The organism is Stutzerimonas azotifigens DSM 17556 (assembly GCF_000425625.1).
Lineage (GTDB): Bacteria > Pseudomonadota > Gammaproteobacteria > Pseudomonadales > Pseudomonadaceae > Stutzerimonas > Stutzerimonas azotifigens.
Genome location: NZ_KE384423.1, coordinates 1 through 24,551 on the forward strand (window position 1 = coordinate 1; position 24,551 = coordinate 24,551).

At 69.4% G+C, this 24,551-nt stretch carries 26 protein-coding genes; 15 read left to right on the top strand and 11 right to left on the bottom strand.

The genetic code is table 11. The features are described from left to right. Positions 1-140 precede the first annotated feature (140 nt). Positions 141-911 carry a transcriptional regulator GlcC gene (glcC, locus tag H610_RS0121815; RefSeq protein ID WP_028241650.1) on the bottom strand — a complete coding sequence of 257 codons (771 nt, stop codon included), beginning with the start codon at positions 909-911 and terminating at the stop codon, positions 141-143. Positions 912-1,160: 249 nt separating this feature from the next. Here glcC and glcD point away from each other — a divergent pair, with 249 nt between their 5' ends. The 4 genes from glcD (at position 1,161) to H610_RS0121835 (ending at position 5,756) form a co-directional block, all read left to right on the top strand. Next, positions 1,161-2,660, top strand: a complete 1,500-nt coding sequence (gene glcD / locus H610_RS0121820; RefSeq protein WP_028241651.1) for a glycolate oxidase subunit GlcD — start codon at positions 1,161-1,163, stop codon at positions 2,658-2,660. Continuing rightward, positions 2,660-3,754, top strand: a complete 1,095-nt coding sequence (gene glcE, locus H610_RS0121825) for a glycolate oxidase subunit GlcE (protein WP_051231916.1) — start codon at positions 2,660-2,662, stop codon at positions 3,752-3,754. The genes glcD and glcE overlap by 1 nt, the downstream gene beginning before the upstream one ends. A gap of 112 nt (positions 3,755-3,866) precedes the next feature. Further along, the gene (gene glcF, locus H610_RS0121830) at positions 3,867-5,084 is read left to right on the top strand and encodes a glycolate oxidase subunit GlcF (RefSeq protein ID WP_028241653.1); all 1,218 of its coding nucleotides are present in this window, start codon (positions 3,867-3,869) and stop codon (positions 5,082-5,084) included. Between the two features lie 66 nt (positions 5,085-5,150). After that, positions 5,151-5,756 carry a cysteine dioxygenase family protein gene (locus tag H610_RS0121835; RefSeq protein WP_028241654.1) on the top strand — a complete coding sequence of 202 codons (606 nt, stop codon included), beginning with the start codon at positions 5,151-5,153 and terminating at the stop codon, positions 5,754-5,756. 4 nt (positions 5,757-5,760) lie between these two features. Here the strand turns inward: H610_RS0121835 and H610_RS0121840 are convergent, their stop codons facing one another. Continuing rightward, complete coding sequence (locus H610_RS0121840) at positions 5,761-6,678, bottom strand: LysR family transcriptional regulator (protein WP_028241655.1); 918 nt, start codon at positions 6,676-6,678, stop codon at positions 5,761-5,763. Between the two features lie 187 nt (positions 6,679-6,865). On the opposite strand from H610_RS0121840, the gene hyi reads away from it, so the two are divergent. Next, entirely contained in the window at positions 6,866-7,657 is a 792-nt protein-coding gene (hyi, locus tag H610_RS0121845; protein WP_028241656.1) for a hydroxypyruvate isomerase, read from the top strand. A gap of 407 nt (positions 7,658-8,064) precedes the next feature. Here the strand turns inward: hyi and H610_RS0121850 are convergent, their stop codons facing one another. Further along, positions 8,065-8,874, bottom strand: a complete 810-nt coding sequence (locus H610_RS0121850; protein WP_028241657.1) for a sterol desaturase family protein — start codon at positions 8,872-8,874, stop codon at positions 8,065-8,067. Between the two features lie 143 nt (positions 8,875-9,017). Between H610_RS0121850 and H610_RS24360 the strand changes: the two genes are divergently transcribed. Then, the gene (locus H610_RS24360) at positions 9,018-10,448 is read left to right on the top strand and encodes an MFS transporter (RefSeq protein WP_084166529.1); all 1,431 of its coding nucleotides are present in this window, start codon (positions 9,018-9,020) and stop codon (positions 10,446-10,448) included. Between the two features lie 163 nt (positions 10,449-10,611). Here the strand turns inward: H610_RS24360 and H610_RS0121860 are convergent, their stop codons facing one another. The 6 genes from H610_RS0121860 to H610_RS0121885 all read right to left on the bottom strand — a co-directional run bounded on the left by H610_RS0121860 (position 10,612) and on the right by H610_RS0121885 (position 15,045). Then, positions 10,612-12,570: a DUF7844 domain-containing protein gene (locus H610_RS0121860; RefSeq protein WP_028241658.1), complete on the bottom strand. Its 1,959-nt coding sequence runs from the start codon at positions 12,568-12,570 to the stop codon at positions 10,612-10,614. Further along, entirely contained in the window at positions 12,567-12,881 is a 315-nt protein-coding gene (locus H610_RS0121865; protein ID WP_028241659.1) for a DUF2388 domain-containing protein, read from the bottom strand. Before H610_RS0121865 ends, H610_RS0121860 begins: the two co-directional genes overlap by 4 nt. Positions 12,882-12,905: 24 nt before the next feature. Beyond that, positions 12,906-13,196 (bottom strand): DUF2388 domain-containing protein, encoded by a 291-nt coding sequence (locus H610_RS0121870; protein WP_028241660.1) that lies wholly within the window; start codon positions 13,194-13,196, stop codon positions 12,906-12,908. Positions 13,197-13,284: 88 nt separating this feature from the next. Continuing rightward, on the bottom strand, positions 13,285-13,605 hold the full coding sequence (locus H610_RS0121875; RefSeq protein WP_028241661.1) for a DUF2388 domain-containing protein: 321 nt from the start codon (positions 13,603-13,605) through the stop codon (positions 13,285-13,287). Between the two features lie 63 nt (positions 13,606-13,668). Next, a complete protein-coding gene (locus H610_RS0121880) occupies positions 13,669-13,875 on the bottom strand; it encodes a DUF1127 domain-containing protein (protein ID WP_028241662.1) in 207 nt (68 codons plus the stop codon). 171 nt (positions 13,876-14,046) lie between these two features. Beyond that, a complete protein-coding gene (locus H610_RS0121885) occupies positions 14,047-15,045 on the bottom strand; it encodes a YeiH family protein (RefSeq protein ID WP_028241663.1) in 999 nt (332 codons plus the stop codon). A 99-nt stretch (positions 15,046-15,144) separates the two neighbouring features. Here H610_RS0121885 and H610_RS0121890 point away from each other — a divergent pair, with 99 nt between their 5' ends. Beyond that, the gene (locus H610_RS0121890) at positions 15,145-16,035 is read left to right on the top strand and encodes a LysR family transcriptional regulator (protein ID WP_028241664.1); all 891 of its coding nucleotides are present in this window, start codon (positions 15,145-15,147) and stop codon (positions 16,033-16,035) included. A gap of 33 nt (positions 16,036-16,068) precedes the next feature. Here the strand turns inward: H610_RS0121890 and H610_RS0121895 are convergent, their stop codons facing one another. Continuing rightward, complete coding sequence (locus H610_RS0121895; RefSeq protein WP_043239342.1) at positions 16,069-17,037, bottom strand: tripartite tricarboxylate transporter substrate binding protein; 969 nt, start codon at positions 17,035-17,037, stop codon at positions 16,069-16,071. Between the two features lie 285 nt (positions 17,038-17,322). Here H610_RS0121895 and H610_RS0121900 point away from each other — a divergent pair, with 285 nt between their 5' ends. From H610_RS0121900 to H610_RS0121930, 7 genes are all read left to right on the top strand, one after another. Continuing rightward, the gene (locus H610_RS0121900) at positions 17,323-18,039 is read left to right on the top strand and encodes a succinate dehydrogenase/fumarate reductase iron-sulfur subunit (RefSeq protein ID WP_028241666.1); all 717 of its coding nucleotides are present in this window, start codon (positions 17,323-17,325) and stop codon (positions 18,037-18,039) included. After that, complete coding sequence (locus tag H610_RS0121905; RefSeq protein ID WP_028241667.1) at positions 18,036-18,374, top strand: succinate dehydrogenase; 339 nt, start codon at positions 18,036-18,038, stop codon at positions 18,372-18,374. The genes H610_RS0121900 and H610_RS0121905 overlap by 4 nt, the downstream gene beginning before the upstream one ends. Continuing rightward, a complete protein-coding gene (gene sdhC / locus H610_RS24365; RefSeq protein ID WP_201768389.1) occupies positions 18,371-18,724 on the top strand; it encodes a succinate dehydrogenase, cytochrome b556 subunit in 354 nt (117 codons plus the stop codon). The genes H610_RS0121905 and sdhC overlap by 4 nt, the downstream gene beginning before the upstream one ends. Positions 18,725-18,747: 23 nt before the next feature. Then, positions 18,748-19,623 (top strand): fumarate hydratase, encoded by an 876-nt coding sequence (locus tag H610_RS0121915; RefSeq protein WP_028241668.1) that lies wholly within the window; start codon positions 18,748-18,750, stop codon positions 19,621-19,623. Positions 19,624-19,625: 2 nt separating this feature from the next. Next, entirely contained in the window at positions 19,626-20,243 is a 618-nt protein-coding gene (locus tag H610_RS0121920; protein ID WP_028241669.1) for a fumarate hydratase C-terminal domain-containing protein, read from the top strand. A 3-nt stretch (positions 20,244-20,246) separates the two neighbouring features. After that, a complete protein-coding gene (locus H610_RS0121925; RefSeq protein WP_028241670.1) occupies positions 20,247-21,992 on the top strand; it encodes an L-aspartate oxidase in 1,746 nt (581 codons plus the stop codon). Between the two features lie 80 nt (positions 21,993-22,072). Beyond that, on the top strand, positions 22,073-22,945 hold the full coding sequence (locus H610_RS0121930; RefSeq protein ID WP_028241671.1) for a LysR family transcriptional regulator: 873 nt from the start codon (positions 22,073-22,075) through the stop codon (positions 22,943-22,945). Between the two features lie 438 nt (positions 22,946-23,383). Here the strand turns inward: H610_RS0121930 and H610_RS0121935 are convergent, their stop codons facing one another. Beyond that, positions 23,384-24,109 carry a GntR family transcriptional regulator gene (locus tag H610_RS0121935; RefSeq protein ID WP_028241672.1) on the bottom strand — a complete coding sequence of 242 codons (726 nt, stop codon included), beginning with the start codon at positions 24,107-24,109 and terminating at the stop codon, positions 23,384-23,386. A gap of 157 nt (positions 24,110-24,266) precedes the next feature. Here H610_RS0121935 and H610_RS0121940 point away from each other — a divergent pair, with 157 nt between their 5' ends. Beyond that, the gene (locus tag H610_RS0121940; RefSeq protein ID WP_028241673.1) at positions 24,267-24,551 is read left to right on the top strand and encodes a UxaA family hydrolase; all 285 of its coding nucleotides are present in this window, start codon (positions 24,267-24,269) and stop codon (positions 24,549-24,551) included.

Sequence of the window (24,551 nt, forward strand, 5' to 3'; positions counted from 1 at the left end):
GGCAGAGCCTGCTCCTACAGGTGTTCAGCGCAAGCGCAGGCAGCGCCGCTGCTTCTCCCTTCTCCCCGGGAGAAGGTGGCCCGGAGGGCCGGATGAGGGCTTTTGCACGAGCCTTCAGCCTTTGCCGGAGATCCGGCCTCTCAGGCCCAGCCTTCCAGCCGCATGGTGGCGCGCACCAGGCGCTGCTCCTCCTGCTCGATCTCCTTGAGGTTGTCGCGGATGCTGTGGATGTGGTCGCGGGCGGCGCGCTGGGCCTGGTCGGGCAGGCGCTCGATCACCGCGTGGTAGAGGCGCGAATGCTGGCGGTCGATCTGCCGCTTCTGTGCCGGGCGGTGGTAGAGGTTGTTCACCGAGGCGAACACCGTGCTCAGCATCAGGTCGGTCAGCGACTGCAGGGCATGCACCAGCACCGGGTTGTGCGAGGCCTCGCAGATCGCCAGGTGGAAGGCGTGGTCGAGGCGCGCGTGCTCGCGCGGGTCGGTGCTCTCGGCGGTCTGTGCCGCGAGCATCTCCTCGTAGCGCCGGCGCAGCAGCACGAAGTCGGCGTCGGTGCCGCGCAGCGCCGCCAGCCGCGCCGACTCGCCCTCCAGCAGCACGCGCACCTCAAGCAGGTCGTAGAGGGTGCGCGGCTGCGAGCTGAACAGGTGCATCAGCGGGGTGGCGTCCTGCGCCCCGGACAGCCGCGCGACGAAGGAGCCGCGGCCCTGCGCGGTCTCGACGATGCCGCGTCCGCGCAGCACCCGCAGCCCCTCGCGCAGGGCCGAGCGGGAGATGCCGAGCTTCTCGCACAGGCGCCGTTCGGACGGCAGCGCCTGGCCGACCTTGAGCACGCCGTCGACGATCAGCCGTTCGATCCGCTCGGCGACCACGTCGGCCACCTGGCGCCGTTCCGGCAGGGTTTCGGTGAGCATGGAGTCTCCTGGGAACTGGTAGGACCAGTAATGACCGAGTCTACCAGCATGATGCCCGTGCGCAAGGAAACACCAGGCTAGACGGGCACTCTGACGAGGGTGGCGGTAGGCATATCGCAACAAACTGGTAGGACCAGTGGTCGGAGGCATGGACGAGCCGGCTTGCCCTCGGCTAAAAGAGCGCGACATAACACCGCAGCAGGCTCCGGCCTGAAGCGAAACAACAATGTGAAGAGCCTGAAGCTGCCCATGAACATCCTCTACGACGAGCGCGTCGACGGGGCGCTGCCCAAGGTCGACAAGGCCGCGCTGCTGGCCGAGCTGCAGACGCAGCTGCCGGACCTGGAAATCCTCCATCGCGGCGAAGACCTGCGGCCCTACGAATGCGACGGGCTGTCTGCCTACCGCACCACGCCGATGCTGGTGGTGCTGCCCGAGCGGATCGAGCAGGTCGAAGCCATCCTCAAGCTCTGCCACGCCCGCGGCGTCCCGGTGGTCGCCCGCGGCGCCGGCACCGGCCTGTCCGGCGGCGCGCTGCCGCTGGAGCAGGGCGTGCTGCTGGCCATGGCGCGCTTCAACAAGATCCTCGAGGTCGATCCGCAGGGCCGCTGCGCGCGCGTCCAGCCCGGCGTGCGCAACCTGGCGATCTCCCAGGCCGCCGCGCCCTTCGACCTCTACTACGCGCCGGACCCGTCCTCGCAGATCGCCTGCTCGATCGGCGGCAACGTCGCCGAGAACGCCGGCGGCGTGCACTGCCTGAAATACGGCCTGACCGTGCACAACCTGCTCAAGGTGGAGATCCTCACCGTCGAGGGCGAGCGCATGACGCTCGGCTCCGATGCGCTGGACGCCCCCGGTTTCGACCTGCTGGCGCTGTTCACCGGCTCCGAGGGCATGCTCGGCGTGGTCACCGAGGTCACCGTCAAGCTGTTGCCCAAGCCGCAGGTGGCCAAGGTGCTGCTGGCCAGCTTCGATTCGGTGGAGAAGGCCGGCCGCGCGGTCGGCGACATCATCGCCGCCGGCATCATCCCCGGCGGGCTGGAGATGATGGACAACCTGTCGATCCGCGCCGCCGAGGACTTCATCCGCGCCGGCTATCCGGTGGAGGCCGAGGCGATCCTGCTCTGCGAACTGGACGGCGTCGAGGCCGACGTGCGCGACGACGTCGAGCGCGTGCGCCAGGTGCTCGAGCAGGCCGGCGCCACCGAGGTGCGGCTGGCCAAGGACGAGGCCGAGCGGGTCAGGTTCTGGGCCGGGCGCAAGAATGCCTTCCCGGCGGTGGGGCGCATCTCGCCGGACTACTACTGCATGGACGGCACCATCCCGCGGCGCGAGCTGCCGGGCGTGCTCAAGGGCATCGCCGACCTGTCCGCCGAATACGATCTGCGCGTGGCCAACGTGTTCCACGCCGGCGACGGCAACATGCACCCGCTGATCCTGTTCGATGCCAACACCCCCGGCGAGCTGGAGCGCGCCGAGGCGCTCGGCGGCAAGATCCTCGAGCTGTGCGTGAAGGTCGGTGGCTCGATCACCGGCGAGCACGGCGTCGGCCGCGAGAAGATCAACCAGATGTGCGCGCAGTTCAATGCCGACGAGCTGACCACCTTCCACGCGGTGAAGGCGGCATTCGACCCCAGCGGTCTGCTCAACCCCGGCAAGAACATCCCGACGCTGCACCGCTGCGCCGAGTTCGGCGGCATGCACGTGCACGGCGGCCAGCTGCCCTTCCCCGAACTGGAGCGTTTCTGATGATCGGCGGAACGATTTCCCGGCTGCTGCATTCGCACCAGCCGGACCAGGACCAGAGCCAGGCGCTGCTAGAGCGGGTCAACCAGGCGATCGCCGACAGGACCCCGCTGCGCATCCAGGGCGGCGGCAGCAAGGCCTTCCTCGGCCGCCCGGTGCAGGGCGAGACGCTGGACACCCGCGGCCATCGCGGCATCGTCAGCTACGACCCCACCGAGCTGGTGATCACCGTACGCGCCGGCACGCCGCTGATCGAGCTCGACCGGGCGCTGGACGAGGCCGGGCAGATGCTCGCCTGCGAGCCGCCGCGCCTCGGCGAGCACGCCACCGTCGGCGGCATGATCGGTGCCGGGCTGTCCGGCCCGCGGCGGCCCTGGAGCGGCTCGGTGCGCGACTTCGTGCTCGGCAGCCGGGTCATCACCGGCCACGGCAAGCACCTGCGTTTCGGCGGCGAGGTGATGAAGAACGTCGCCGGCTACGACCTGTCGCGCCTGATGGCCGGCAGCTTCGGCTGCCTCGGCCTGCTCACCGAGGTTTCGCTCAAGGTGCTGCCCAAGCCGCGCCTGACCCGCAACCTGCGGATCGAGATGGACCTCGAGCGCGCCCTGCTGAACCTCTGCGAATGGGGCCAGCAGCCGGTGCCGATCACCGCCGCCAGCTACGAGGGCGGCGCGCTGCACCTGCGCCTGGAAGGCGGCGAGGGCTCGGTCAACGCGGCCTGCGACCGCTTCGGCGGCGAAGAGCTGGCGCTCGGCTACTGGGACGACCTCAACGAGCAGCGCCTGGCGTTCTTCCAGGACCCGCGCCCGCTGTGGCGCCTGTCGCTGCCGAACGCCACCCCGCCGCTGGCGCTGCCTGGCGAGCAACTGATCGACTGGGGTGGCGCCCAGCGCTGGCTGAAGTCCGACGCCGAGGCGACCGTCATCCGCGCCATCGCCAGCGAGGTCGGCGGGCATGCCACCTGCTTCAGCGCCGCCGTCGTCGACAGCCCGTTCCAGCCGCTCGCGGCGCCGCTGCTGCGCTACCACCGCCAGCTCAAGGCCGCGCTCGACCCGCACGGCATCTTCAACCCCGGGCGGATGTACGCCGAGGTCTGAGCGGGTCGACGAACGACGAGCAACGACGGATCGCGCGCTCCGGCGCGCGTCCCCAAGGGTTGGTGCCGGGCACCAACGCGAACAGCCAAATTCCTGCTGAGCACGACCTGATATGCAAACGAATCTGAGCGAAGCCGCCAAGCGTCTGCCGCGCGCCGAGGAAGCCGAGAGCATCCTGCGCTCGTGCGTGCACTGCGGTTTCTGCAACGCCACCTGTCCGACCTACCAGATCATCGGCGACGAACTCGACGGCCCGCGCGGGCGCATCTACCTGATGAAGCAGGCGCTGGAGGGCGGCGAGATCAGCGAAAGCACCCAGCTGCACCTGGACCGCTGCCTGACCTGCCGCAACTGCGAGACCACCTGCCCGTCGGGGGTGCGCTATCACAACCTGCTCGACATCGGCCGCGACTTCATCGAGCAGCAGGTGCCGCGCTCGCCGAGCGAGCGCCTGCTGCGCGCCGGCCTGCGCACCGTGGTGCCGCGCGCCGGGCTGTTCAAGGCGCTGCTGCGCACCGGCAACCTGTTTCGCCCGTTGATGCCGGCGAGCCTGAAGGCTCACATGCCGCGCGAGGTGCGCCCACCGCGGCCGCGGCCGCAGGCCCGTCACGCACGCCAGGTGCTGATGCTCGAAGGCTGCGTGCAGCCAAGCCTGTCGCCGAACACCAACGCCGCCACCGCGCGCGTGCTGGACCGCTTCGGCATCGGCATCACCCCGGCCCGTGAAGCCGGCTGCTGCGGCGCAGTGGACTACCACCTCAACGCCCAGGACACCGGCCTCGACCGCGCGCGGCGCAACATCGACGCCTGGTGGCCGGCCATCGAGGCCGGCGCCGAGGCCATCGTGCAGACCGCCAGCGGCTGCGGCGCCTTCGTCAAGGAATACGGTCACCTGCTGCGCAATGACCCGCAGTACGCGGAGAAGGCCCACCGGGTCAGCCAGCTGGCCAAGGACCTGGTCGAGGTGCTGCGCGATCAGGACCTGGAAAGGCTGGCGATCAAGGCCGACAAGCGCATGGCCTTCCACTGCCCCTGCACCCTGCAGCACGCGCAGAAGCTCGGCGGCGCGGTGGAGTCGGTGCTGACCCGGCTGGGCTTCACCCTCACCCCGGTGCCTGACGCCCATCTGTGCTGCGGCTCGGCCGGCAGCTACTCGATCACCCAGCCGGAGTTGTCCAAGCAGCTGCGAGACAACAAGCTCAACGCCCTGGAAAGCGGCAACCCCGAGGTCATCGTCACCGCCAACATCGGCTGCCAGACGCACCTCGACGGCGCCAACCGCACGCCGGTGCGGCACTGGATCGAAATCGTCGACGAGGCGCTGGGCTAGCGGCTCGGCGATGGTGCCGGGCCGCATTGCTCGAACGCCTGAAAACAACAAGAACAGGAGCCGCCCATGCAACCCGTCCTCCGATTAGAGCGCCTGCGGCATTTCGTCGGCGAACTGGCCACCCTGCTCGACCAGGGCCCCGAGGAGCCGCTGATTCTCGAGCGCGGCGGCGCACTGCTCGCCGAGCTGGTCGGCGCGGACGACTGGCTGCCCGCCGAATTCGCCGAACCTCATCCTGAGCACTACGTGCAGTACCTGCTGCACGCTGACGCGCGGCAGCGTTTCTCGGTGGTCAGCTTCGTCTGGGGCCCGGGCCAGCGCACGCCGGTGCACGACCACCGCGTCTGGGGGCTGATCGGCATGCTGCGCGGCGCCGAGGATTCGCAGGGCTTCGTCCGCCGGGCCGACGGCACGCTGGCCGCCGAGGGCGCGCCGGTGCGCCTGACCCCCGGCCGGGTGGAACGGGTGTCGCCCACCGTCGGCGACATCCACCAGGTCAGCAACGCCCACGACGACCGGGTGTCGGTCAGCATCCACGTCTACGGCGCCAACATCGGCGCGGTGAGGCGCGCGGTGTACCTGCCCGACGGCAGCGAGAAGCCTTTCGTCTCCGGCTACAGCAACCGCTACCTGCCGAACATCTGGGATCTGTCGAAGGAAGCGCCGCTCTGAGCGGCTACAGCGGGTGCGTCCGGTCCCAGTAGCCGGGCGTGTTGTACAACCCCTTGAGGTAGTCGATGAACAGCCGCACCTTGGTCGGCAGGTAGCGCTGCTGCGGATAGACCGCCTGGATGTCGTAGTCGGGGATGGCGAACTCGTCGAGCACGGTCACCAGCTCGCCGCGGTTGAGCTCGCTCTGGATCTCCCAGATCGAGCGCCAGCCGATGCCCAGGCCCTGGCGGATCCAGGCGAACAGCAGCTCGCCGTCGTTGCAGGCCAGGTTGCCGTTGACCTTCACCGCCACCGTGCGGCCGTCGCGCAGGAAGGTCCAGCCGCGCTGCTGGCCGCCCTGGTGGTTGAACGCCAGGCAGTTGTGCTGGGCCAGGTCCTCGAGCGTCTGCGGCACGCTGTGCTCGGCGAAGTAGCCGGGGGTGCCGCAGACCACCCGGCGGTTGGGATAGAGCTTGATCGCCACGTAGTTGGGATCGGTCACCTCGCCGATGCGGATGCTCATGTCGTAACCCTCGTGGATGAGGTCGATCACGCTGTCGGTGAAGTTGAACGAGAGCTTGAGCTCCGGGTAGCTCTGCTGAAAGCCCAGCACGTGCGGGGCGATGTGGTGGCGGCCGAAGCCGGCCGGGGCGGAGACCACCAGGTGCCCGGTGACCGACGAGCTGCTGTTGCTGATGCTCGCCTCGACCTCGTTGAACTCGCGCAGCAGCTGCCTGGCGCGTTCGAGCAGCTGCTCGCCCTGCTCGGTGAGGGTCAGGCCGCGGGTGGAGCGGTGCATCAGCTTGACGCCGAGCCGCTGCTCCAGCGCATCCAGCCGGCGGCCGAGGATCGCCGGGGTGACGCCTTCGTTCAATGCCGCCGCCGCGAAGCTGCCCTTGTTCGCCACCTGGACGAAGGTGTTCAGTTCGGTGTAGCGCCCCATTCCATACTCCTGATATCGACAGAATCGATTTTTCCGGTATTCAACCACGATCAAGCCTGCTGCATGCTGGGCTCCAACAAGAAAAATATCGACCCGGAGCGGAAAGCGGCGATGGCCTGCGCGCTCGGAGCGCCGCTGTCTGCACGCGCGCTGCTGAGGCCGCCGGGCCGTCGTCCAGGAGCTCCGCATGCCCCGTCTCGCTGCCAACCTGACCACCCTGTTCACCGAGGTGGACTTCCTCAACCGCTTCGCCGGCGCGGCGCGTGCCGGTTTCGCCGGCGTCGAATACCGCTTTCCCTATGAATTCCCGGTCAAGGCGATCCGCCGCGAGCTGGAGGCGCACGGCCTGGTTCAGGTGCTGTTCGACCTGCCGGCCGGCGACTGGGGCAGGGGCGAGCGCGGCATCGCCTGCCATCCCGGCCGTGTGGAGGAATTCCGCGCCGGCGTCGAGCAGGCGGTCGCCTATGCCGAGGCGCTCGGCGCGCGTCGGGTCAACTGCCTGGCCGGCATCCGCCCGGCGGAGGTGGACGAGGCGAGCGCCGAGCGGACGCTGGTCGACAACCTGCGGCATGCCGCCGGGCGGCTCGAGGCGGTCGGCGTCGAGCTGGTCATGGAGATGGTCAACAGCCGCGACGTCCCCGGCTTCTTCCTCACCGGCACGCCCCAGGCGCTGGCGCTACGCGAGCGGGTCGGCCATGCCAACCTGCGGCTGCAGTATGACTGCTATCACATGCAGATCATGGAGGGCGACCTGGCCCGCACGCTGGAGCGGCACCTCTCACAGGTCGGCCATATCCAGCTGGCGGACAACCCCGGCCGCCACGAGCCGGGCACCGGCGAGATCAATTACCGCTTCCTCCTCGAACACCTCGACCGGCTCGGCTACGACGGCTGGGTCGGCTGCGAATACCTGCCCGCCACCAGCACCGAGGCCGGCCTCGGCTGGCTGAAAACGCACGGGATGCCGGCGCTGGCCTGAGTCGTTGGCTGGCACGCGCATGAACCGGCCCCTGTAGGAGCAGGCTCTGCCTGCGACCGAGGCTGCACGGGGCGTCGGTTTCCCTCATCCGGCCCTGCGGGCCACCTTCTCCCGGCGGGAGAAGGGAAAGGCTCGTGCCCGATGGTTGGGTTGAGCGAAGCCCAACGAAGCGGCCCCTCCTGTGGAGCAGGCTCTGCCTGCGACCGAGGTCCGCACGGGGCGTCGGTTTCCCTCATCCGGCCCTGCGGGCCACCTTCTCCCGGCGGGAGAAGGGAAAGGCTCGCACGTCGCCGCCGGTGTGCGGCTGTGCACGGTACCTCTCTCCCCGCAAGGGAGAGAGGCCGGCTGGCGTTGATCTGTACAAAGAAGCGAGGGGCGGAACCTGCGCGCCGCCCTGCTTCACCGCCTCAGCGCACGGCGATCGCATCCACCTCTTCGGTCGTCAGCTCCGGACCGTCGAGGGTCACGCGCTTCTCTTCCTTGCGGAACTTGGCGATGACCGGCTTGAGCTCTTCCTTGACGTGCTTGTCGCTGTAGCCGTTGAACAGGTGCCCGAGCAGCCCGCGGCGCAGGTCCGAGGTGCCCATGAACCAGTCGGCGATGGGGAAGGTGAGGTTCATGTTGTATTTCATCATGATCCCCCAGTTGTGGTGGGCGGTATGGTGCCGGCGGATGGTGTTGATGAACGGCATGTTGCGCACGAACCAGTTGTCATGGACGTGGCAGCAATAGTGGAAGGTCTCGTAGATCAGGTAGTGGCCGACCATCGTCATGAACAGGATGTAGCCGGCGTTGGGGTTGAAGATCAGCGAGGCCAGGTAGCCGAAGGTGGTGCCGGCGACCCCCAGGGTGATCAGCACGCGCCAGGGGAAAAAGACGATGCGGAATTCCCTGGTGGAATCGATCGTCGGCTCCATGTCGGTGAAGTACTGGTGGTGCTGGCGCGTGTGCCGCTCGTAGATCGCGCGCAGGGCGAACACGTCGATCCGCTTGTGCATCACGTGGGCATGCATGAACCACTCGACGAAATTACCGGCGATGAACACCGGTACCACCAGCAGCCACTCCCAGGTGGGACTCTCCAGCTGCGAGATGCAGTACCACAGCGCCGCGATACCCACGGCATACATGACGGAAATGTGCAGCAGCCCGTTGTACAGCGGGCTGATGTCGGCCTTGTACTCTTCGCGGAATTTCCGCTGGCGTTCGGTCATCATGGTGACGTCTCCCATTCTTGTTATACACGACTAATATATTAGGTAGCTCGGTGAAGCTGTGCTAGAACGTCTTTGGCATCCATCTAATATATTTCTAGCACACAAGTGCTGGGTGAAAACAAAAACAAGAGAGGAAGCTCACCATGAATGCAAGCGTGCAGGTCGCAGCCCGCTTCGAGCGGCTGCCCATGAGCGGTTACCAGCGCAGGCTGTTCGCGATCATCGCGACCGCCTGGTTCTTCGACTCGCTTGACCTGGGGATGATGACTTTCGTCCTCGGGAGCATCAAAGCCGAGTTCGGCCTTTCTTCCACGCAGGCGGGCCTGGTGGCGAGCGCCAGCTTCGTGGGGATGTTCCTCGGCGCGGCGGTGGCCGGGGTGCTCGCCGACCGCTTCGGACGAAAACCGGTGTTCCAAGTCAGCATGGTCTTCTGGGGCGTCGGCAGCCTGCTGTGCGGCCTCTCGGAAACCGTCACCCAACTGATCCTGTTCCGCATCCTGCTGGGCTTCGGCATGGGCATGGAGTTCCCGATCGGCCTGTCGCTGGTGTCGGAGATCGTGCCGGCCAAGAGTCGCGGCCGCTACGTGGCGATCCTGGAAGGCTTCTGGCCGCTGGGCTTCATCTGCGCCGGGGTGCTGGCCTACCTGTTGCTGCCGGTGCTCGGCTGGCGCGGCATCTTCATCGCCCTGGCGTTCCCGGCGGTGTTCGTCTTCATCGTCCGCCGCCACGTGCCCGAATCGCCGCGCTGGCTGGCCGAGGTCGGGCGCGAGGAGGAAGCGTACTCGATCATGGATCGCTTCGAGGCGCGGGTGATGAAGGCCGCGTCGCTCGCCAGCCTGCCGCCTGTGGTCACCAGCGGCCTGAGCGCGGTCAGCAAGAAGGCCCGCCTGATGGATATCTGGCAGGGCGAGTACGCCAGGCGCACGCTGATGCTCTGGTCGCTGTGGTTCTTCGCCCTGCTCGGCTACTACGGCCTGACCAGCTGGCTCGGCGCGCTGCTCCAGCAGGCCGGCTACGAGGCGACCAAATCGGCGCTGTACACCGTGTACATCTCGCTGGCGGGCATCCCTGGCTTCATCTTCGCCGCCTGGCTGGTGGAGGCCTGGGGGCGCAAGGGGACCTGCGTGCTGATGCTGCTGGCCAGCGCGCTGTCGGCCTACTGCTACGGGCAGGCCGCGGCGACCGGCGCGCCGCTGTTCCAGCTGATCATCGCCGGGCTGTTCATGCAGTTCTTCCTGTTCGGCATGTGGTCGGTGCTCTACGCCTACACCCCGGAGCTGTACCCGACCGCGCTGCGTGCCACCGGCACCGGCTTCGCTTCCTCGGTGGGGCGTGTCGGCTCGCTGATCGGCCCCTACGTGGTCGGTGTGCTGCTGCCGATCACCGGCCAGGGCGGGGTGTTCACGCTCGGCGCGGCGTCCTTCGGCATTGCTGCGCTGGTGGTGATCCTGCTCGGGGTCGAGACCAAGGGGCGCTCGCTCGAGGAGGTCTCGCAGGTGCCGAGCGACGAGGCCGACGAGGGCCTGGGAGCGGTGGCGCCGGCCAAGGCGGTGCCCGGCCAGGGATTGAACTGAAGGTTGGAGAGGGCGTCGCCAGGGATGTTTGCCTGGCGGCGCCTTTTTTTGTTTCCGTGAAATGGGAGGGCGCATACGGGCACTCGCTCCCGGGCGGCCCTGTAGGAGCAGGCTCTGCCTGCGACCGGGGTGGGGAGGATCACGGCCGCGAACACGGCCCGCCTCAGTTCAACTGCAACCCGCCCGAGGCCTTGTGCAGGGCCCGCAGCCGGTCGCGCAGCTGGCCGACGTTGGCTTCCGCCTGGGCGACGGTCTCCTGGCGTTCGCGGCTCAGCAATGCGCGCACCTCGCGGTCGAGGGCGTCGCTCAGGCGGTTGAGCTCGGCCTGGCGGGCGCCGCTTTCGGCTTCCAGGCGCTGCCACTCGGGCGGCTGCGGCAGGCCGTAGCCGCCGCTCTCGAGCAGCTCGGCCGGGCGGCTGAGGAAGCCGCTGCTGGCCAGGATCGCCTGCAGCGTGCGGTCGGCCTCGGCGAGTTCGCCCGCGTCCCGCTCGCGCGCCTCGAAGTACAGGCGCTTGAGTTCGTCCTGGGCCAGCATCAACTGGCGCCTGAGCGCGGCCTGCTCGAGCAGCAGCAGGGCGGCGCCGGCGCGCATGTCGGCCTGCTCGAACCAGCGCCGGCGGGCCTCCGGCGCGGCGTCGAGCCAGGCTTCCACGTCGGCCTGCTGCACCGGCAGGCGCTCGCGCAGCACCTCGAACATCGCCTGGTAGCGGTCGCGGTAGGAGTCGAAGCGGTAGCCCAGGCGCAGCGCCTCGGCCGGGTTGTCGAGCACGCTGCGGTCGGCCAGCCCGCGCGCCTGCAGCACCTCCAGCAGGCCGCTGGGGGTGATGGAGTCGAGTGTCGTCAGTTCCGCGCGGGCGGTGCCGCTGCGCAGCAGCTTGAGCGTCTCCACCGCGCAGTTGTTCGACAGGAAGTAGTAGTCGCCGTCGTAGCTCCAGTGCATCTCCACGCTGCGTTCGACCAGCGCCTCGAGCTGCGCGCGGGTCAGCCGCAGCGGGATGGACGAGAGCGCCCGCAGCTCGACCTTGGTGTACTCGTCGATCACCTGCGCCAGCGGCAGGATGAACAGCCGCGAGGGGTACTGGCCGGTGAGGCCGCGCCAGCTGGACAGCTGCACGTCGCCGACGAAGGCGCGGAACGACAGCACCAGGTGTTCGTCCAGGTCCAGCCGGCAGTCCGGGCCGCGCGGCCGGCCCGGTGCGCAGACGATCAGCCGCAGCATGCTGTGGCCCCAGCGGCTGACCCAGGCGTCGTTGGCCTCGGCGAACAGGTAGTCCACCGCGTAGACGCGCGCCGGGTCGAGGTGCAGCAGCGGGTTGCGGGCGAAGTCGCTGCCGGCGTTGAGGATCGGATAGCGCGCGCCGCATTCGTCCGTGCCGGGCGGCTGCCAGTCGAAATGCGTGGCGAAGAAGCGCGCCAGCCCCGGCCGCCGGCAGGCGTAGCTCGGGTCGAGCAGGAAGTATTCGAGGTTCACCGCGACGAATTCGAGCGGGCTGCTCAGCTCGTAGGGGTCCGGGCTGCGCGCCAGCTGGCCGTTCACCGCCTCGCGGGCGCCGCGGGTGCCGACCTGCTGCGGCCAGCCGGCCAGGTCGAGCAGGCGCGGGTCGTCGGAGAGGGTGAAGCGCCGTTCGCTCAGCCCGCGGCAGGCGTCCGGCAGCCCGACCGGCCCCAGTGTCTGTTGGCCGATGGCGCAGCGGCCGATGAGGGTGCGTTCGGCGGCAGGCCACAGCCGCGCGCGGTCGTAGAGGTGGCCGAGCTCGTGGATCACCGTCGCCAGCAGTTCGCGGCGCACGGTGCCGTGCGGGCGTCCGGTGGCCTGGGTCGCCGCGCGGCCCTCGGCGAGGTCGGCGAGCAGCGCGCGGTTGAGTTCGATCAGCGAGCCGCCGGCGCGGCCGTAGCCGTGTTCCGGCAGGCGCTCGCTCCAGCGCACCGTCACCTCGCGGTCGAGGCGGTCCACCAGGCGGGGCGGCAGGGCCGCGCGGGCTTCGTCGAGCAGCGCCTGGGTGGCCTGGATCTCCGCCGGCTGCAATCCATGGTCATCCAGGCGCAACCGGAGTTCGGCCTGCGCCGCGCCGCCGAGCGCCGCGAGCCCGGCTGCCAGCAGCAGGGCGCCGAGTCGCCTCACAGGGCCAGGATGGCTTCGGCGAGCGCCTGGTCGCTGGCCTCGCGCGCGGCCGGCTGCGTGCGCAGCAGGGCGAAGGCCTGTTCCAGCCGGGCGCTGCGGATCGCGCCCTGGCTGGCGACGAAGCTGGCGGCGTCGTCACGTGCGGCGGCGACCCGCTTCAGGTCGCGGATCGAGGTGGTGGTGTCGGAGGTGAAGTCGAGGCTGCGGTCCAGCGAGCGGACCAGGATGTTGCTGGTGGCGACCAGGGTCTGGGCCTGGGCGGTGCCGGCCAGCAGCAGGCCGGCGAGAGCGGCGGCGAACGCCTTGTGCATGGGGTTGCTTCCTGTGCGTGACGGCTATTGGACGAGAATCGCGCGCGCCAGTTCGAGGTCGCTGGCCGCCAGCGCCTCGTGCGTGCGCAGCCAGCGCAGCGCCGCTTCCAGATGCGCGCCGCGCAGCGCGCCGTCGCTGCCGACGAACAGCGCCGCGTCGTCGCGGGCCTGGCCGATCAGCTTGTTGTCGAAGGGCGCACTGGTCAGCTGGCTGCTGATGTAGCTGGTGCGGACCAGCCCTCCGGTGGTGACGTCGAAGGCGTGGGCGGAGCCGGCGAAGGTGACGCCGGCGAGCAGGGGAAGAAGGATGCGCATGAGCGGTTCGCGAGTGCCTGGCCGAAAAACGCACCAAGGCTAGCGAAACGGCGGACCCTCGGCCAGTCCCCGCCCGGCCGGGCATGCGTCAGAGCGTGAGGATGGCCTCGGCGAGCTGCAGGTCGGTGCCTTCCAGCGCCGGCGTCTGGCTGCGGATGTGCCGCAGCGCGGCCTCGAGGTGCGCGCCGCGCACGCTGCCGTCGCTGGCCACGAAGCGCGCGGCGTCGTCGCGGGCGGCCAGCACGATCTTGTTGTCGAAGATCGAGTCGGTGAGGTTGGTGGTCGAGTCGGTGGTCTGCAGCAGGCCGCCGACCACCAGGTCGGTGGTGGCCACGAAACTGCCGGCCGAGGCAGCGCCGGCGGCCAGCAGCAGCGGCAGCGCGAACAGGGGAACGAGCGGGCGGGTCATGGGGCGTCTCCTGCGAGTGGGTTCAGCTTCTAGACTGCGCGCCGCCCGCTGCGTTCCGGTTGCTCAGCGCCAGAACGGCCGGCTCAGTTCGGCGTCGCGCTCGGCGGCGCTGATGCCGATGTCGGCCAGGCCCCGGGCGTCGAGCATCGCCAGCTGGCGGCGGGTGCGCACGCGCTGGCGCCAGAGCGCCAGGCGGGCCGAGAGGGCCAGCAGCAGGGTCGGCAGGTCGGGTCTGTGGCGGGGTTGCCGGTGGGGCAGCGCGCGGTCCACGGCGGTCTCCTTCCCGTGGTCGACGGGGATGGGTCATGGGAGACCAGCTTCGCCGAGCGGGCAGCCGCACGACAGCCACAGGGAAGTTCGATTGTTCCGGTGCAGTGGTAGTCTCGAGAGAACTGTACCGGTGGATGGCCGGGGCAACTGTGCCGCCCCGGCCGCCTGTCGTCACAGGCGGGCCAGCAGCCCCACCGAGAGCAGGCCGCCGCCGGCCAGCAGGACGAACAGGCACAGCGCCAGTCCGAACGGCTTGAGCCCCAGCGCGGCGAGCTTTTCCAGGCGGGTTTCGTAGCCCAGCGCGGCCATCGCCATGGTCAGCGCTACCTGGCCGGCGAGCACCAGGCCCTGATGCAGCGTGGCCGGCAGCGTCACCAGGCTGTTGAACACCACCATCAGCAGGAAGCCGAGGGCGAACCAGGGGATCACCAGGGCGCCGCGCTCGCCGCCGCTGGCCTCGGCGCGGCGGCCCAGCCACCACTGACCGACGATGAGCAGGAAGGGCACCAGCAGCATGACCCGCAGCAGCTTGACGATCACCGCGTTGGTCAGCGCCGCCGGCCCGACCGCGTCGCCGGCGGCCACCACCTGTGCGACTTCATGCACGGTGGCGCCGATGTAGATGCCGAACAGGCCCTCGTCCAGGCCGGTCAGCGGGTACAGCAGCGGGTAGACCAGCATCGCCAGGGTGCCGAACAGCACCACGGTGGCCACCGCCATGGACGTCGCCGCCGGCCGCGAGCGGATGGTCGCCTCGGTCGCCAGCACCGCGGCGGCGCCGCAGATGGCGCTGCCGGCGCAGGTGAGCAGGGTGGTTTCACGGTCGAGCCCGAACACCCGGGTGCCCAGCTGGTAGCCGACCAGCAGCACGGTGCCGATAACCAGCACGTCCAGCAGCAGGATCGACGGGCCCAGCGCGTAGATCTGCTGCAGCGTCAGCGACAGGCCGAACAGCACGATGCCGCCACGCAGCAGCCAGCGGGTGGCGAACTGCAGGCCGGGGCGGGCGACCGGCGCGGCGCGCTTGAGGCCCGGCAGGTTGCCGGCGACCAGGCCCAGCAGCAGGGCGAACACCAGCGGGCTGAAGCCGCTCTCGCGCAGGCCGGGGGCCTGGCTCAGCGCATAGCCGCCGGCCGTCAGAAGTCCACAGAGGATCAGACCCTGCCACATGCTCGTTCTCCTTTTGCGCTTGTCGTCGCTCAAGGCTAGGTGCAAGGTAGTAGGGCTGTGAAAATGGTTATAACGATATAACTAATCGGGAAAACCGTAATGCACCCCGGAGTCAGCTTCCGCCAGTTGCAGGTCTTCGTCGCCGTGGCACGTGCCGGTACGGTGGGTGCGGCCGCGCAGCAGCTGAACCTGTCGCAGTCGGCCACCAGCCAGTCGCTGGCCGATCTGGAGAAGCACCTCGGCCTGTCGCTGTTCCAGCGCCTGGGCAAGCGCCTGCAGCTCAACGACCTCGGCCGCCGCCTGCTGCCGCGCGCCGAGCAGCTGCTGTACGACCTCGAGGGCTTCGTCGAGGCCGCGCGCGAGCCGGAGGGCGAGCTGCAGGGCTCGCTGACGGTGGCCGCCAGCGCGACCATCGGCACCTACCTGGTGCCGTCGCTGGTCGGGCGCTTCGGCGAGCGGCATCCGGCGGTGGAGTTCCAGGTGCGGCTGCGCAACACCGGCGAGGTGATCACCGACCTGCTGCGCTTCGAGGCCGATCTCGGGCTGATCGAGGGGCAGTGCAGCGACCCGCGACTGAAGGCCGAGGTCTGGCGCCACGACGAGATGCTGATCGTCTGCGCGCCGGACCACCCGCTGGCGGCGCGCGGGCGCCTGGAAGACGACGACCTGCAGCGCGAGCCCTGGATCCTGCGCGAGCCCGGTTCCGGCTCGCGGGCGGTGTTCGAGGCCGCCACGCTGCACCACGCCGAACGGCTGCGGGTGCGGATGGAGCTGAACCAGCACGAGGCCATCAAGCAGGCGGTGCGCGCCGGGTTCGGCCTGAGCTGCCTGTCGCGGCTGAGCGTGGCCGGCGAGCTGGAGCGCGGCGAACTGGTGGCGCTGGACAGCGACCTGCACCTGGACCGCACTTTCTTCCTGGTGTGGCACCCGGAGCGCTACCGCAGCCCTCTGTGGCAGGCGTTCAAGGTGTTCCTGCAGGAAGCCGCGTAGCCTCCGCCGCGGCTGCCTGCAGGCGGGCGGCCGCTACTTGCTCGCCGCGGTGTTGGCCAGGCCGAGGGCGCCGGCGACGTCCAGGTATTCGGCGCGGCGCTCGGCGAGGAAGGCCGGTACCTTGTCGTAGGTGATGTCGGACACGGCGAAGCCGAGGTCTTCCATGCGCTTGCGGAACTCCGGATCCCGGTTGATCTCGGCGAAGATGCGCGACAGTTCCTGCTTGACCGCCTCGGGCGTGTCCTTCGGTACCGCGACGCCGCGGTAGGCGCCGCCGACCATGTCGAAGCCCTTCTCCTTGAGCGTCGGCACGTCCGGGTACATCGGATGACGCTCCTCCAGCGCCACGGCGAGCATTCGCACCTTGTCGGCGTGCGCCGCGGCGACCGTGGTGTAGCCCCACTGGGCCTGCACCGAGCCGTTGAGCAGGCCGGTAACCGCCTCGGCGGTGCCCTTGAAGGGGATGTAGGTGGTCTTGATGCCCGCCAGCTTGTCGAAGCGCTCCTTGGCCACGTGGTTGGCGGTGTAGGTGCCGGTGCCGGAGAAGGTGAAGGCGCCGGGCTGCTTGCGGGCGGCCTCGAGCAGCTGCTCGAGGGTCTGGTAGGGGCTGTCCTTGGCCACCACGATGGCGTCGGGCGAGAAGTGGAACACGTGCACCACGCCGACGTCGGCGGTCTCGAAGCCGGCATGCTCGGCCATCGGCTTGAGGATGATGTGCGGCAGGCTGAAGGCCACCGAGGAATAGCCGTCGGTGGGCATGTCCTTCATCTGCGACCAGGCCACCGCACCCCCGCCGCCGGCGCGGTAGGAGACGATCATCTTCTGTCCGGTGAGCTTCTCGAACAGCGGCTGCTGCAGGCGGGCGGCCAGGTCGACCTCGCCGCCCGGGCCGAACGGCACGATGTACTGCAGGTTCTGCTGGGGATAATCCGCGGCCTGGGCGGGGCCGACCAGCGCGGCGACGGACAGGGCCGCCGCGCATGACAGTGCGCGAAGATTCATTGTTGTTATTCCTCATGGCCTGGGAGGGGACGGATTCCGCCCGGCGTGACCCTGCACCCTCGCGGGTAGCGACTCCGGCAACCGGGTCGTGGTCACTATGGGTCAGGCGTCGGGCGCTCGCACACGCTTTTATCGAAAGTTCCACTCAAGGAATTCTTAAGTCCCAGTCCGGTGCGCTCGTAAGAAACACTTAAGTTTCTTTGCAGAACTATTCGTTTTACTTCAACAAAAATTCAAACCTAGGCTTGCCTGGCATCGGAACGACAGCAGATCCAGGAGGCCGGCATGAGCCAAACCCTGCAGGTGGACGTCTGGCGCGGCGGCGCCGACGGCCACTACCAGACCTTCGAGGTGCCGCACCGCGAACACCAGACGGTGCTCGACGTGGTCACCTACATCCAGCGCGAACTCGACCCCTCGCTGTCCTACCGCTACGCCTGCCGGGTGGGCATGTGCGGCTCCTGCGCCATGAGCGTCAACGGCAAGGCCCGCTGGACCTGCCGGACCCACGTCAAGCGGGTGGTCGAGCACGGCCGGCTGCGCCTCGCGCCGCTGGACAACCTGCCGCGCATCAAGGACCTGGCGACCGACATGGCGCCCTTCTTCGACAAGATCGGCCAGGCGCGCGGGACCTTCGTGCCGACCCGCACGCGGCACGATCCGTTCGCCGCGATCGCCCCGGACTCGCCGGCGCGGGCGAGCATCGACGAAGCCATCGAATGCATTGGCTGCGGCGTCTGCTACGCCTCCTGCGACACCGTCGCCTGGAACCCCGACTACCTCGGCCCGGCCGCGCTCAACCGGGCCTGGACGCTGATGCAGGACAGCCGCGACGCGGCGCACGCCGAGCGCCTGCTGGCGGTGGCCGGGGACGCCGGCTGCCATGCCTGCCACACCCACATGAGCTGCACCGAGCGCTGCCCCAAGCAGCTGTCGCCGACCGCCTCGATCGCCGGGCTCAAGCGCCTCGCCCTGGGCGCCGCGCTCAAGGGGGAACTATGACGCCACGAACCGCGGCCCGCCTGTGGGCCCTCCAGCGGTTGTCGGCCGCCTACCTGGCGATCGCCGTGCTGGTGCACCTGGCCACCATCATCTACGCCATCCACGGCGGCCTCAGCAGCGCCGAGATCCTCGGCCGCACCCAGGGCAACCTGGCCTGGCTGCTGTTCTACGCCAGCTTCGTCGTCGCCGTGGCGCTGCACATGCCCATCGGGCTGCGCAACGTGCTGTCCGAGCACCTCGGCTGGCGCGGCCGCTCGCTCGACCTGGCGATGCTGGCGGTCGCCCTCGTGGTGCTCGGCCTAGGCGCCCAGGCGGTGCTGGGGGTGTTCCTGTGAGCGGCCTGCAGAAATGGCGCGCGCGTGGCCACGTCGCCTACCTCGCCTTCGTCGTGCACCGCGTCTCCGGCGTGCTGCTCGCGCTGTTCATCCCGCTGCACCTGTGGACCCTGGGCAAGGCGCTGAACCGCCCGCAGGCGCTGGACAGCTTCCTGGTCTGGTCCGACCAGCCGCTGGTCAAGTTCGCCGAGACCGGGCTGGTACTGATGCTCGCCCTGCACCTGGGCTGCGGGCTGCGGCTGCTGATGCTCGAACTGCTGGCCTGGCGCCAGTGGCAGCAGACCCTGGCCGCGCTGGCGGCCGCCGGGGGCGTGGCGGCGGCGCTGCTGTTCGCCCTGCGCCTGGCCTGACAACCAACCGAAGAGGCTTCGACATGAAAATAAATCCAAGCGAGGTCGAACAGGCTGCCTGCGATCTCTACGTGCGCGCCCTCAAGGTGCTGCCGGACGACATCAAGCAGGGCTTCGCCCGCCTCGAGCGGGACGAGACCGACGCCATGGCCAAGGCGGTGCTCGGCACCATGACGCGCAACATCGCGGTGGCCGAGCTGAACGACAACATGCTCTGCCAGGACACCGGCGTGCCCATCTACAACCTGGTGGTCGGGCGCGGCGTGGAGCTCGACGGCGCGGCGGTCAAGGATGCGATCCGCCGCGGCTGCGAACGGGCCACGCGCGAGCATTCGCTGCGCTCCTCCGTGGTCCACCCGCTGACGCGGCAGAACGAGCAGACCTCCTGCGGGCGGCTGGTTCCGGTGATCAACATCGATTTCGACGATCGCGAGCAGTGCCTGAGCCTGGAGATGATCCCCAAGGGCAGCGGCTCGGAGAACAACAGCTGGCTGAAGATGGCGCTTCCGGCGGAGGGCGTCGGCGCGATTCACGAGTTCGTCGTCGACTGCGTGCTGCGCGCCGGCGCCAAGACCTGCCCGCCGACGGTGGTCGGGGTCGGCATCGGAGGTACCGCCGACCTATGCATGCACCTGTCGAAGGTCGCCGCCACCCGCGCCCTCGGTAGCAGCTGCGCCGACCCGGAAGGGGCAGCCCTGGAGCGGCAACTCTCCGAGGCGGTGAACACCCTCGGCATCGGCCCGCAGGGGCTCGGCGGCAACGCCACCGCCTTCGCCGTGCATGTCGAGCTGGCCGCCACCCACATCAGCATGAACCCGGTCGCGGTGAACATGCAGTGCCACTCGGCACGCCGCGCCCGCGCCACCTTCACGCCCAGCGGTATCGAATACGGGGTCTGACCATGGCACACCACGACATCATCACGCCGATCGACGACGCCCGTGCGCGCAGCTGGCGCGTCGGCGACACCGTCACCCTCAACGGCACGCTGTTCGGCATCCGCGACGCCACCCTGATCCACATGTTCGACCACGGCCGCAGGCCGCGCTTCGACCTCGCCGGCCACGCGGTCATCCACACCGCGCCGAACGTGGTGCGCGTGCCGCCCTCGGCCGAGCACCCGGCCGGCTATCGCCCGGCCTGCATCGGCACCACCACCAGCGCGCGCATGGAGCGCTTCACCCGGCCGCTGCTGCGCGACCACGGCGTGCGCATGATCATCGGCAAGGGTGGCCTGCTGGAGGATTCGCAGGCGGCCTTCGCCGAGTACGGCGGGGTCTACCTGGCCATCGTCGGCGGTGCCGCGGCGCTGGAAACCACCTGGATCGAGGCGATCGAGGACGTCGACATGGACGACCTGCACCCCGAGTCGCTGTGGCGCTTCCGCGTCGCCGGCTTCGGCCCGCTGACGGTGGCGATGGACTGCCACGGCAACAGCCTGTACCGCGACGTGCGCAGCGCCGCCGAGGCGCGCCGGGCGCAGGCGCTGAGCCTGCTCGACCAGGCCGTGGGGGGCTGAGCCATGCACCGGATCGACACCGACATCCTCATCCTCGGCAGCGGCGGCGCCGGGCTGTTCGCCGCGCTGCACGCGCACCGGGCCGCGCCCGAGCTGGACATCACCCTCGCGGTCAAGGGCCTGCTCGGCAAGTGCGGCTGCACGCGCATGGTCCAGGGCGGCTACAACGTCGCGCTGGCGCCTGGCGACTCGGTCGAGCGGCACTTCATGGACACCCTCGAGGGCGGCAAGTGGCTGCCCGACCAGGACCTGGCCTGGACCCTGGTGAACACCGCTGTCGAGCGCGTCCACGAACTGGAGAACGAGCTGGGCTGCTTCTTCGACCGCAACCCCGACGGCAGCGTGCACCAGAAGGCCTTCGCCGGGCAGACCTTCGACCGCACCGTGCACAAGGGCGACCTGACCGGCATCGAGATCATCGGCCGGCTTTCCGAACAGGTGTGGAACAGCGGCGTGCGGCGGCTCGAGGAGCACCGCGCGGTGGAGCTGATCCCCGCCGAAGGCGGCGGCGCGCTGGCCGGCGTGCTGATGATCGACATGCGCAGCGGCGAGTTCCGCCTGGTGCGCGCCAAGGCGGTGCTGCTGGCCACCGGCGGCGGCCCGACCATGTACCGCTACCACACGCCCTCGGGCGACAAGAGCTGCGACGGCATGGCCATGGCGCTGCGCGCCGGGCTGCCGCTGCGCGACCTGGAGATGGTGCAGTTCCACCCCACCGGGCTGCTCGCCGGGCCGCACACGCGGATGACCGGCACGGTGCTCGAGGAAGGCCTGCGCGGCGCCGGCGGGCACCTGCTCAACGGCCTCGGCGAACGCTTCATGCACCACTACGACCCGCGCGGCGAACGCGCCACCCGCGACATTGTCTCGCGCTCGATCTTCCAGGAGATCCGCGCCGGCCGCGGCACCGCGAACGGCGGCGTGCACATCGGCATGGCCCACCTCGGCCCGGACAAGGTGCGCAAGCAGTTCAAGGGCATGGTCGAGCGCTGCGCTGACTGCGGCTTCGACCTCGCCGGCGGGCTGGTGGAAGTGGTGCCGACCGCGCACTACATGATGGGCGGGGTGGTGTTCGCCGCCGACTGCCGCACCGCGCTGCCGGGCCTGTTCGCCGCCGGCGAGGACACCGGCGGGGTGCACGGGGCCAACCGCCTGGGTGGCAACGGCGTGGCCAACTCCACGGTGTTCGGTGGTATCGCCGGCGACAGCATGGCTCGCTGGGTGCGCGTCGAGGGGCAGCTGCGGCGCCCGGACGACCGGGTGTTGTCGCGCGCCCTGGCGCTGTGCCGGCAGCCGCTGGAGCGGCCGGCCGGCGACCTGTTCGGCGTGCAGGAGCGCCTGCGCGACCTGATGTGGCGCGACGTCGGCATCCTGCGCAGCGCCGACGGGTTGCGCCAGGGGCTGCAAGGGCTGCAGGAGCTGGAGCGCGAGCTCGACGGCATCGGCATCGGCGGCAGCGACGACCTGGCCTTCAACCTGACCTGGCACGACTGGCTGAACCTGAAGAACCAGCTGCTGGTCAGCCGCGCCATCGCCGAGGCGGCGTTGACCCGCGAGGACTCGCGCGGCGCGCATTTCCGCGAGGACTTCCCGCAGCCGGGGCGCCCCGAGGAGTCGCGCTACACGGTGGTCCGGCACGGGGCCGACGGCGACATCGAGGTGCGCTACCAGCCGGTGCGCTTCACCCGCGTGCGCCCGGGCGAGAGCCTGATCGAGGAAGCGCCGCCGGTGGGCGGGGTGGTGGCCTGATGGAGGGACGTGCCGCGGCGGCATTGAAGCTGGCGTTCGTATCGCCTAGCGTTCGCACGTCGCCCGCAAGGAATGCCCGCATGTCCATCCGTCATCTGAGAACGCTGATCGCTGTCGCCGAGCACGGCTCCTTCGCCGGCGCCGCCGAGGCGGTGTGCCTGACCCAGTCGGCGGTCAGCCAGCAGATGAAGGTGCTCGAGGAGCAGTTCGGCTTCGAGTTCTTCGATCGCCACCAGCGGCCGCTGGAGATCAATGCGCGCGGGCGCATCCTGGTCCAGCAGGCGCGCCAGCTGGTGTACCTCTACGACCAGCTGCTGCAGCAGGAGGCGGACGATTCGGCGCTGGTCGGCCTGCTCGCCATCGGCGCGGTGCCCACCGCACTGACCGGGGTGGTGCCGCGCGCGCTGTCGCGCCTGCGCGAGACCCAGCCGACGCTGCAGGTGCGCGTCTCCAGCGGGCTGTCCGCCGAGCTGATGGCCAAGGTCGACCGCGGCGACCTGGACGCGGCGATCGTCAGCGAACCCAAGCCGGTGCCCACCGGCATGCTCTGGCGGCCGGTGGCCGAGGAGCCGCTGATGGTCATCGCGCCGCGCTCGGCCGCCGCCCGCGATGCCCGAGAACTGCTCGAATCGCTGCCGTTCATCCGCTTCAACCGCAGCGCCTGGGTCGGCCACATCATCCAAACCCGGCTGATGGACATGGGCATCCGCGTGCGCGAGGCCATGGAGCTCGACTCGCTGGAGGCGATCCGGCAGATGGTCCGCCATGGCCTCGGCGTCTCGGTGGTGCCCTACCGTTGCGTCGAGGACAGGGACGCGGAGGAATTGCGCTGGGTTCCCTTCGGCGAGGCGCCGATCACCCGCTCGATCGGCCTGATCGAACGCCAGGAGCACCTGCAGACCGGCCTGACCACCGCGCTGTACAACGAACTGCGGCAGGTGATCGTGCGTTAGGCGGGTTTGCTGTTCCTGCATTGGTGGGACCTGCGGCGACCCCCGTGCCCGCCACCTGGATACCGGCCTGCACCGGTATGACGGGTGGAAGTGGGGCATGGGGCGCAGCCATGCCGGTGCCCACGTCGTACGCACATACCGTCGCCCCGGCGCAGGCCGGGGCCCAGGTGGGCCGCGCCGATGCCATGGAACCGGCAAAGCCGGCAGGCGCGCAGAGCGCGATGATGGTATGCCCGTGGGCTTCGCTTCGCTCAACCCGACCTACAGGTATTTCGTCGAGCCCGAGGGAGCGGTCTTGACCGCGAACGAGCGCCACCCTAGGGCGCCGCTACAGACGACGCCATGCCACTCCCTTCTCCCTCGGGAGAAGGTGGCCCGCAGGGCCGGATGAGGGCATACGCGGCCCCTCGCCCCGGGGTTCCGGGCACGCCGGCACCCTCACAGCTGATTGAAGTACCCGTAATGGCGCGTCGTCACCGTCGAGATCCGTCGCTCGATGGGCGTGCCCTGGTAGTCGCGGGCGATGCGGCGAATCTGCAGCACCGGGTCGCCCGGCTGCACGTCGAGGTGCTCGGCGTCCTGGGCGCTGGCGGCGACCGCGACGAGGCTTTCGTCGGCGTGCGCCACGGTCTGCCCGAAGCGCTGCTGGTACAGGTGATAGAGCGTGTTCGGCAGCACCTCCGGGTCCTTCTCCAGCCCGGGGAAGCGCGCGGCCTCCAGGGTGATCTGCTCGACCAGCGTCGGCACGCCTTCCAGGTCGCGCACACGGGAGATGTGGATCACCTTCGCCCCTGGCTCCAGGCCCAGGTCGCGCGCCTCGTCGGCGGTGGCCTTGCGCAGCTTCCGGCCGAGCGGCCGCGACACCGGCAGGCCGCGCTCGCCATCGTGCCGCCAGAGGTTGAAGAAGCGGAACAGCACGCGGTCGGTGTCATGCGTGGCGACCACCGTGCCCTTGCCCTGCTGGCGGATCACCACGTTCTCCGCGACCAGTTCGTTCAGCGCCTTGCGCAGGGTGCCGACGCTCACGTCGTAGCTCGCCGCCAGCGCGGCCTCGCTCGGGATGTAGGTGCCGGGGGACCACTCGCCGGAGGCGATGCGTTCGAGCAACAGGTCCTTGATCTGCTGGTACAGCGGGCGAAAGGTCGGGAATTTCGGGGCATCCATCAGGGAGCGGTCCTGTGAGGAAGAAAGGCCGTCGGGCAACGGAGCAGCAGTATACCGGCGTATGCGCATGGGAAATATCGCCTTGACTATCATTTAAACTATATCCTATACATGACTTGCGGTTCGTTGAAACGCCCGTCACTGAGGAGAACAACAAATGGGTATCGATTTCGTGGTCCACGATGCCGACGATGCCGTCGGCGTGGTGGTGGTAGAGGGGGTCCGGGCGGGGCAGATGCTCACCGGCTGGGTCATGGATCAGGACAAGACCCTGCAATTCGAGGTGAAGAACGACATTCCCATCGGCCACAAGCTGGCGATCCGGGACCTGGCGGAAGGCGATACGGTGATCAAGTACGGCGTCGACATCGGGCGCGTGGTCAAGCCGATCCGCATGGGCGAACACCTGCATGTGCACAACGTCAAGACCAAGAGGTGGTAA

Excerpts from the sequence above, each read along its gene's own strand:
- H610_RS0121925 (WP_028241670.1), top strand. The coding sequence starts at position 20,247 with ATGCACCGGATCGACACCGACATCCTCATCCTCGGCAGCGGCGGCGCC.
- H610_RS0121920 (WP_028241669.1), top strand. The coding sequence starts at position 19,626 with ATGGCACACCACGACATCATCACGCCGATCGACGACGCCCGTGCGCGC.
- H610_RS24360 (WP_084166529.1), top strand. The coding sequence starts at position 9,018 with ATGAATGCAAGCGTGCAGGTCGCAGCCCGCTTCGAGCGGCTGCCCATG.
- H610_RS0121940 (WP_028241673.1), top strand. The coding sequence starts at position 24,267 with ATGGGTATCGATTTCGTGGTCCACGATGCCGACGATGCCGTCGGCGTG.
- H610_RS0121915 (WP_028241668.1), top strand. The coding sequence starts at position 18,748 with ATGAAAATAAATCCAAGCGAGGTCGAACAGGCTGCCTGCGATCTCTAC.
- H610_RS0121865 (WP_028241659.1), bottom strand. The coding sequence starts at position 12,881 with ATGCACAAGGCGTTCGCCGCCGCTCTCGCCGGCCTGCTGCTGGCCGGC.
- hyi (WP_028241656.1), top strand. The coding sequence starts at position 6,866 with ATGCCCCGTCTCGCTGCCAACCTGACCACCCTGTTCACCGAGGTGGAC.
- H610_RS0121935 (WP_028241672.1), bottom strand. The coding sequence starts at position 24,109 with ATGGATGCCCCGAAATTCCCGACCTTTCGCCCGCTGTACCAGCAGATC.
- H610_RS0121895 (WP_043239342.1), bottom strand. The coding sequence starts at position 17,037 with ATGAATCTTCGCGCACTGTCATGCGCGGCGGCCCTGTCCGTCGCCGCG.
- H610_RS0121885 (WP_028241663.1), bottom strand. The coding sequence starts at position 15,045 with ATGTGGCAGGGTCTGATCCTCTGTGGACTTCTGACGGCCGGCGGCTAT.
- H610_RS0121870 (WP_028241660.1), bottom strand. The coding sequence starts at position 13,196 with ATGCGCATCCTTCTTCCCCTGCTCGCCGGCGTCACCTTCGCCGGCTCC.
- H610_RS0121900 (WP_028241666.1), top strand. The coding sequence starts at position 17,323 with ATGAGCCAAACCCTGCAGGTGGACGTCTGGCGCGGCGGCGCCGACGGC.
- H610_RS0121850 (WP_028241657.1), bottom strand. The coding sequence starts at position 8,874 with ATGATGACCGAACGCCAGCGGAAATTCCGCGAAGAGTACAAGGCCGAC.
- H610_RS0121930 (WP_028241671.1), top strand. The coding sequence starts at position 22,073 with ATGTCCATCCGTCATCTGAGAACGCTGATCGCTGTCGCCGAGCACGGC.
- glcF (WP_028241653.1), top strand. The coding sequence starts at position 3,867 with ATGCAAACGAATCTGAGCGAAGCCGCCAAGCGTCTGCCGCGCGCCGAG.
- H610_RS0121835 (WP_028241654.1), top strand. The coding sequence starts at position 5,151 with ATGCAACCCGTCCTCCGATTAGAGCGCCTGCGGCATTTCGTCGGCGAA.
- glcC (WP_028241650.1), bottom strand. The coding sequence starts at position 911 with ATGCTCACCGAAACCCTGCCGGAACGGCGCCAGGTGGCCGACGTGGTC.
- H610_RS0121890 (WP_028241664.1), top strand. The coding sequence starts at position 15,145 with ATGCACCCCGGAGTCAGCTTCCGCCAGTTGCAGGTCTTCGTCGCCGTG.
- H610_RS0121905 (WP_028241667.1), top strand. The coding sequence starts at position 18,036 with ATGACGCCACGAACCGCGGCCCGCCTGTGGGCCCTCCAGCGGTTGTCG.
- glcE (WP_051231916.1), top strand. The coding sequence starts at position 2,660 with ATGATCGGCGGAACGATTTCCCGGCTGCTGCATTCGCACCAGCCGGAC.
- H610_RS0121875 (WP_028241661.1), bottom strand. The coding sequence starts at position 13,605 with ATGACCCGCCCGCTCGTTCCCCTGTTCGCGCTGCCGCTGCTGCTGGCC.
- glcD (WP_028241651.1), top strand. The coding sequence starts at position 1,161 with ATGAACATCCTCTACGACGAGCGCGTCGACGGGGCGCTGCCCAAGGTC.
- H610_RS0121840 (WP_028241655.1), bottom strand. The coding sequence starts at position 6,678 with ATGGGGCGCTACACCGAACTGAACACCTTCGTCCAGGTGGCGAACAAG.